6 protein-coding genes are annotated in these 6445 nt (G+C 70.7%); 3 read left to right on the forward strand and 3 right to left on the reverse strand.

Going from position 1 to position 6445, the window contains the following annotated elements; genetic code table 11:
* A partial coding sequence (gene sepH / locus G6018_RS05540; RefSeq protein ID WP_182639073.1) for a septation protein SepH occupies positions 1–318 on the reverse strand: 318 nt, incomplete at its 3' end.
* 169 nt (positions 319–487) lie between these two features.
* Entirely contained in the window at positions 488–1612 is a 1125-nt protein-coding gene (gene serC / locus G6018_RS05545; protein ID WP_179524668.1) for a phosphoserine transaminase, read from the reverse strand.
* A gap of 89 nt (positions 1613–1701) precedes the next feature.
* Here serC and pdxH point away from each other — a divergent pair, with 89 nt between their 5' ends.
* From pdxH to G6018_RS05560, 3 genes are all read left to right on the forward strand, one after another.
* A complete protein-coding gene (pdxH, locus tag G6018_RS05550) occupies positions 1702–2367 on the forward strand; it encodes a pyridoxamine 5'-phosphate oxidase (RefSeq protein WP_179524669.1) in 666 nt (221 codons plus the stop codon).
* A 156-nt stretch (positions 2368–2523) separates the two neighbouring features.
* Positions 2524–3813, forward strand: coding sequence for a citrate synthase (locus G6018_RS05555; protein WP_179524670.1), 1290 nt, complete (start codon positions 2524–2526; stop codon positions 3811–3813).
* A gap of 31 nt (positions 3814–3844) precedes the next feature.
* A complete protein-coding gene (locus G6018_RS05560) occupies positions 3845–4201 on the forward strand; it encodes an FKBP-type peptidyl-prolyl cis-trans isomerase (RefSeq protein WP_179524671.1) in 357 nt (118 codons plus the stop codon).
* A gap of 133 nt (positions 4202–4334) precedes the next feature.
* On the opposite strand, the gene G6018_RS05565 is transcribed toward G6018_RS05560, so the two are convergent.
* Positions 4335–6254: a propionyl-CoA synthetase gene (locus tag G6018_RS05565; protein WP_182639075.1), complete on the reverse strand. Its 1920-nt coding sequence runs from the start codon at positions 6252–6254 to the stop codon at positions 4335–4337.
* Between the last annotated feature and the right edge of the window lie 191 nt (positions 6255–6445).

A 6445-nucleotide genomic window follows, 5' to 3' on the forward strand; every position in this document is an offset into this window, starting at 1 on the left:
TCGGGCGAGATCGGCGGCGTTCGCGCGCTCGAGCAGCACGGGGACGGCGAAACCCTCGATCCGGGACATCGGGACGCCGGCGTCGGCGGCGACGTCCTCGGGGGAGGCGCCGTGGCGGATACGATCCTGGATCTCGCGTGGGCGCAACGTGCCCGTCACGGGCACCCGCCGGGACTCCTCCGTGGGCACGGACTCCCCCCGCGCGGCGGCGCGGAACCTGTCGTCGAGGGGGAGGGCCAGCGTCTCGCCCGAGTCCGGGAGCTCACATTCGACCACGGACGAGTCGGCGTCCACCCCGATGATCCTCAGCTTCCGCATACCGCCTCCTCGACTCCTCGTGGGCCCGTGGGCGGCTCGAACGGCGCGTGCCCGGGTCCTGGGCGTTCCCCCCATGGTAGGTCAGCGCAGCCCACCCGGCGCGGTGACGGGCCGGGTGGGCTGCGGAAAAACCGTGGGCGGGCGCCCGGAAGGGTGCGCGGCCCGAGGGTCAGCCGAGCTGCCCCACCACGTGGTCGATGCACCGGGTCAACCGCGAGACGTCCTCGGGGTCGATCGCCGGGAACATCCCGATGCGGAGCTGGTTGCGGCCGAGCTTGCGGTACGGCTCGGTGTCGAGGATGCCGCCGGCGCGCAGGGTCTTGGCCACCTTCGCGGCGTCGATGCTCTCGTCGAGGTCGATGGTGCCGACGACCTGCGAGCGGTGGGCGGGCTCGGTGACGAACGGCGTGGCGTACTCGCTGGCCTCGGCCCAGTCGTACAGGCGGGAGGACGAGTCCCGGGTCCGCTCGACGCACCAGTCCAGACCGCCCTGGGTGTTCATCCACTCGATCTGGTCGGCGAACATCAGCAGCGTGGCCACGGCCGGGGTGTTGTACGTCTGGTTCTTCGAGGAGTTGTCCACCGCGGTGGGCAGGGACAGGAAGTCCGGGCACCAGCGGTCGGTGGCCGCGATCTCGGCCACGCGCTCGAGGGCGGCCGGGCTCATGATGGACACCCAGAGGCCGCCGTCGGAGGCGAAGCACTTCTGCGGCGCGAAGTAGTACACGTCGGCGTCGGAGATGTCGACGGGCAACCCGCCGGCTCCGGAGGTGGCGTCGATGGCGACGAGTGCGTTCTCCGAGCCCGCCGGGCGGGTCACGGGGACCATCACACCGGTGGAGGTCTCGTTGTGCGCCCAGCCGATGAGGTCCACGGACGGGTCCGAGGTGGGCTCGGGAGCCGACCCGGGCTCGGCGGAGATGACGATCGGGTCGGCGAGGAAGGGCGCGCCGCCGGTGACCTTGGCGAACTTGGAGGAGAACTCGCCGTAGGTCAGGTGGAGGGACTTCTCGCGGACCAGGCCGAACGCCGCGGCGTCCCAGAACGCGGTGGTGCCACCGTTGCCCACCACGACCTCGTAGCCGTCGGGGAGGGAGAACAGGGAGGACAGTCCCTCGCGGACCCGGCCGACGACGTCCTTCACCGGCGCCTGGCGGTGGCTGGTGCCCATCACCGAGGTGGCGGCGGCGGAGACGGCCTCGATCTGCTCGGGGCGGACCTTGGACGGGCCGCAGCCGAACCGCCCGTCCGCGGGCTTGAGGTCGGCGGGGATGGTGGGCAGCTGATCGCTCATGCTCTTGGGGTGCCGTTCCTTGTGGTGGGATTTCCGAATCGGCTCCATCCTAGTCGGGGGCGCGTCGGGCCCGGAGTAGCGTCTGGGTCATGGAGGATCCCGCACTCGAACCGGCCGACTTCGACACGATGCGGGTCGGCTACGGCCTGAACGCGAGCCTGGACGTGGGCGATCTGCACGACGACTGGGTCGCGCTCTTCGCCTCGTGGCTGGACGAGGCCGGGCGCCGGGGGGTGCGCGAGCCCAACGCCATGGTGCTCGGCACCGTCGGTGCCGACCGCCGGCCGTCGACCCGGACGGTGCTGTGCAAGGGGGCGGACGAGCGGGGTCTGACCTTCTTCACGACGACGAGTTCGCGCAAGGGCGCGCAGTTGGCGCAGTCCGGCTACGCGTCGGCCACGTTCCCGTGGTTGGTGGTGGAACGGCAGGTCCACGTGGAGGGCGAGTGCCGACCGCTGGACCGGGCGGACTGCCTCGCCTACTGGCGTACGCGCCCCAGGGGGTCCCAGGTGGCGGCCTGGGCGTCCGAGCAGTCGCAGCCGGTGGAGTCCGTCGAGGAGTTGACCTCGCTCTACGCGATCGCGGAGAAGCGCCTGGCGGACGTCGAGGAGATCCCGATGCCCGACAGGTGGGGTGGGTACCGCCTCCGCCCGGACCGCGTCGAGTTCTGGCAGGGGGGCCGGGACCGGTTCCACGACCGGGTCGAGTGCCTCCGGGGTGACGGGGGGTGGACGGTCCGGCGACTGCAGCCCTGACGCCCGCCGACGCCCCGACGCCGCCCGGTGGACGGGGCCCGGGGGGAGCGGACCGGTGCACGCTTCGAAGTGACGGCGACCGTCACGGTAGGGTGTGGCACAGCACATTCGTGGCGGGACATGGCCGCCGGGACCAGTCGTCGGAGAGGGAATCGCGTGACCGCAGGCTCGAACGGTTCGGACCGCAATGCAACACTGTCCTACCCCGGCGGTGAGCTCGAACTCGATGTGGTGGAGGCGACCTGCGGAAGCGACGCGGTGCAGCTGGGTTCGCTGCTGGCCAAGACGGGGATGACCACCCTGGACGTCGGGTTCGTCAACACCTCCGCGTGTACCTCCTCGATCACCTACATCGACGGCAACGAGGGCATCCTCCGCCACCGCGGGTACCCGATCGACCAGCTCGCCGACAACGCCTCGTTCCTCGAGGTCTCCTACCTGCTCATCTACGGTGAGGATCCCACCGAGGCCCAGCTCGCCGAGTTCACCGAGAAGGTGCTCGGGGAGACCGCGCTGCCCGGCCAGATGATGCCGTTGCTGCAGGCGTTCCCGCGCGACACCCACCCGATGCCCGTCTTCTCCGCCGGCGTGAGCCTGTTCGGCACGCACGGGGACGACCTGGACATCGACGACCCCAAGGCCGTCGACCTGGCCACCGCCCGGCTGCTGGGCCGTGGCCCGACGCTCGCCGCCGCCATCGAGCGCATCCGCTCCGGTCACGACGCCCTCGACCCGGATCCCTCGCTCGGGTACGTCCGCAACTTCCTGCGCATGACCTTCGGGCCGGACTACGAGGTCACCGACGAGGTCGCCGACGCCCTGGACATGCTGCTGGTGCTCCACGCGGACCACGAGCAGAACTGCTCCACCTCGACCGTCCGCATGGTCGGATCCTCGGAGGCGCCGCTGTACGCCTCGATCACCGGCGGCATCAACGCCCTGTACGGACCGCTGCACGGTGGCGCCAACCAGGCCGTGCTCGAGATGCTCGAGCGGATCGAGTCGGAGGGCGGGGACGCGACCGACTACATGGACCGTGTCAAGAACAAGGTCGACGGCGTCAAGCTCATGGGATTCGGTCACCGCGTCTACAAGAGCTACGACCCGCGCGCCCAGATCGCCAAGAAGCACGCCCACGCGCTGCTGTCCCAGAGCAACGACCCCCTCCTCGAGATCGCTCTCAAGCTCGAGGAGACGGCACTGGCCGACGACTACTTCGTCGAGCGCAAGCTCTACCCGAACGTGGACTTCTACACCGGCCTCATCTACCGCGCGATGGGTTTCCCCACCGAGATGTTCACCGTCCTGTTCGCCCTCGGCCGGATGCCCGGATGGATCGCCCACTGGCGCGAGATGCGCGAGGATCCGTCCACCAAGATCAACCGCCCGCGCCAGGTCTACACGGGCCCGGCCGAGCGGGGTTTCACCCCGATCAGCCAGCGCTGAGCCCGGGAACCGGACTCCAGGAGGAGACACCATGGACAAGCCCGAGATCGACAGGCCGACGGGCCCCGCGCCCACTGACCTCGTCAGCGAGGACCTCACGGTGGGGGACGGCGCCGAGGCGGTGGCCGGCGGCAACGTCACCGTCCACTACGTCGGTGTCGACTACGAGACCGGCGAGCAGTTCGACTCCTCGTGGGACCGCGGCGAGTCCATCACGTTCCCCCTCAACGGCCTCATCCAGGGTTGGCAGGAGGGGATCCCGGGCATGAAGGTCGGCGGTCGCCGCCAGCTGGTCATCCCGCCGGACAAGGCCTACGGCACCTCCGCGGCCCTGCACCCGCTCGGAGGGAAGACCCTGGTCTTCGTGATCGACCTGCTCGAGGCCTGATCCGGCCCGTCGGACGACTCGAGAACGCCCCGACCTCCCACACGGGAGTCGGGGCGTCCTCGTGTGCGGGGCCCCGCGCGCGCCCGACCGCGGGTGGCGTCCGGCGCGCCCTCGCGGATGGCGGTCCGGGCGACTACCCCTCCTGCCGGAGGTACGGTGCGAGGGCGTCGAGCACGGCCGGGTCCTCGATCGTCGACGGGACGGTGACGTTCTCCTGCCCGTCCGCGATCTGCCGCATCGTCTTGCGCAGGATCTTGCCCGAGCGGGTCTTGGGCAGGCCCTGCACGACCGTGCAGTCGCGGAAGGTGGCCACCGCGCCGATCTCCTCGCGGACCATCGCCACCAACTCGGCGCGCAACTCCTCGGGGTCGCGGACCTCACCCGACTTGAGGACCACGTATCCGACCGGCCGCTGGCCCTTGAGCTCGTCCTTCACACCGATGACCGCGGCCTCGGCCACGGCGGGATGGGTGGCGATCACGGCCTCCATGGAGCCCGTCGACAGGCGGTGTCCGGCGACGTTGATCACGTCGTCGGTCCGGCCCATCACGTAGACGTACCCGTCGGAGTCGACGTACCCGCCGTCCCCGGTCGAGTAGTACCCGTCGAAGACGGACATGTACGAGGAGATGAACCTCTCGTCGTCGTCCCACAGGCCCGACAGGGTGCCCGGCGCCATCGGTAGGCGGATCGCCAGGTTGCCCTCCTCCCCGGCGGGGAGGGGGGTGCCCCGGGAGTCCAGGACGTGCAGGTCGTACCCGGGCACGGGCACCGTCGGGGACCCGGCCTTGATCGGCATCGGCTCGAGCCCGCGGAGATTGGAGGCGATGGGCCAGCCCGTCTCGGTCTGCCACCAGTTGTCCACCACGGGCTTGCCCAGTTTCTCCGTGGCCCACCGGTAGGTGTCCGGGTCCAGGCGTTCGCCCGCACAGAACAGGGTGCGCATGGCGGACAGGTCGTACTTGGCGATCTCGCCGCCCTCGGGGTCCTCCTTGCGGATGGCGCGGACGGCCGTGGGCGCGGTGAACAGCGCGGTGGCCCGGTGCTCGGCGAGCACCCGCCAGAACGCGCCGGCGTCCGGCGTACCGACGGGCTTGCCCTCGTAGATGATGGACGTCGCGCCGACCAGCAGGGGCCCGTAGACGATGTAGGAGTGCCCGACCACCCAGCCGACATCCGAGGCTGTCCACCAGACCTCGCCGGGCCGGACCCCGTAGACGTTCCACATCGACCACGCCAGCGCGACAGCGTGGCCGCCGTTGTCACGGACCACGCCCTTGGGCAGCCCCGTGGTCCCGGAGGTGTACAGGATGTAGAGCGGGTCCGTCGCCCTGACGGGGACCGGTGCGGCGCGTTCAGAGGCCTCGACGGCCCGGTCCCAGTCGGTCCAGGTGGTTCCCGGTGTCTCGGGGAAGGTCTCGTCCGGGAACTGGTCCGGTCGGCCGGCCACGATGACGGCGCCCGGGGAGTGACGGGTGAGTTCCAGGGCCTTGGCGACCATGGGGAAGTAGGGGACCTTGCGGGTGGGCTCGATGCCGCCGGGCGAGGTCACCACGACCTTCGGCCGGGCGTCGTCGATCCGGATGGCCAGCTCCGGCGCCGCGAAGCCCCCGAACACCACGGAGTGGACGGCACCCAGGCGGGCGCACGCGAGCATCGCGACCGCGGCACGCGGGACCATCGGCATGTAGATGACGACCCGGTCCCCGCGCCCCACGCCCTCGGCCGCGAGCGCGCCCGCGAAGGCCTCGACCTGGTCGAGCAGTTGGGAGTAGGTGATGGTCTCCTTGACCCCGGTCACCGCCGAGTCGTAGATGAACGCGGCCTGATCCCCGCGTCCCGCCTCGACGTGACGGTCGATGCAGTTGTGGGACGTGTTGAGCTCACCGTCGGGGAACCACCGGTAGAACGGGGGCCGCGAACCGTCGACAGCCGTGGTGGGGGGAGTGGTCCAGTCGATCCCCCCGGCGGCCTCCAGCCAGAAGGCGTCGGGATCGGTGATCGAGAGCCGGTGGGCCTCGGCGTAGGTCGACGAGGTCGTGGAGTCCGACATCGGGTGAGCCCCTCTCGTGCGGGAGTGAAGCCCCCGATCAGCGCCGACGGCCTGTGACGCGCTTCACTCTAGTCCCAGGCCGAGGTCCCGATAGCGGGACATCCGCTCCGCGTACCTCCGCTCGGGGGGACGCCTCCGGACCTCGACCAGAGCCGCGGCGACGGCGTCGGCCAGCCGGTCGCAGAAGGCGT

Source organism: Dietzia sp. DQ11-44 (assembly GCF_014145205.1).
In the GTDB taxonomy this organism is placed as follows: Bacteria; Actinomycetota; Actinomycetes; order Mycobacteriales; family Mycobacteriaceae; genus Dietzia; species Dietzia natronolimnaea.

Excerpts from the sequence above, each read along its gene's own strand:
- G6018_RS05560 (WP_179524671.1), top strand. The coding sequence starts at position 3,845 with ATGGACAAGCCCGAGATCGACAGGCCGACGGGCCCCGCGCCCACTGAC.
- serC (WP_179524668.1), bottom strand. The coding sequence starts at position 1,612 with ATGAGCGATCAGCTGCCCACCATCCCCGCCGACCTCAAGCCCGCGGAC.
- G6018_RS05565 (WP_182639075.1), bottom strand. The coding sequence starts at position 6,254 with ATGTCGGACTCCACGACCTCGTCGACCTACGCCGAGGCCCACCGGCTC.
- pdxH (WP_179524669.1), top strand. The coding sequence starts at position 1,702 with ATGGAGGATCCCGCACTCGAACCGGCCGACTTCGACACGATGCGGGTC.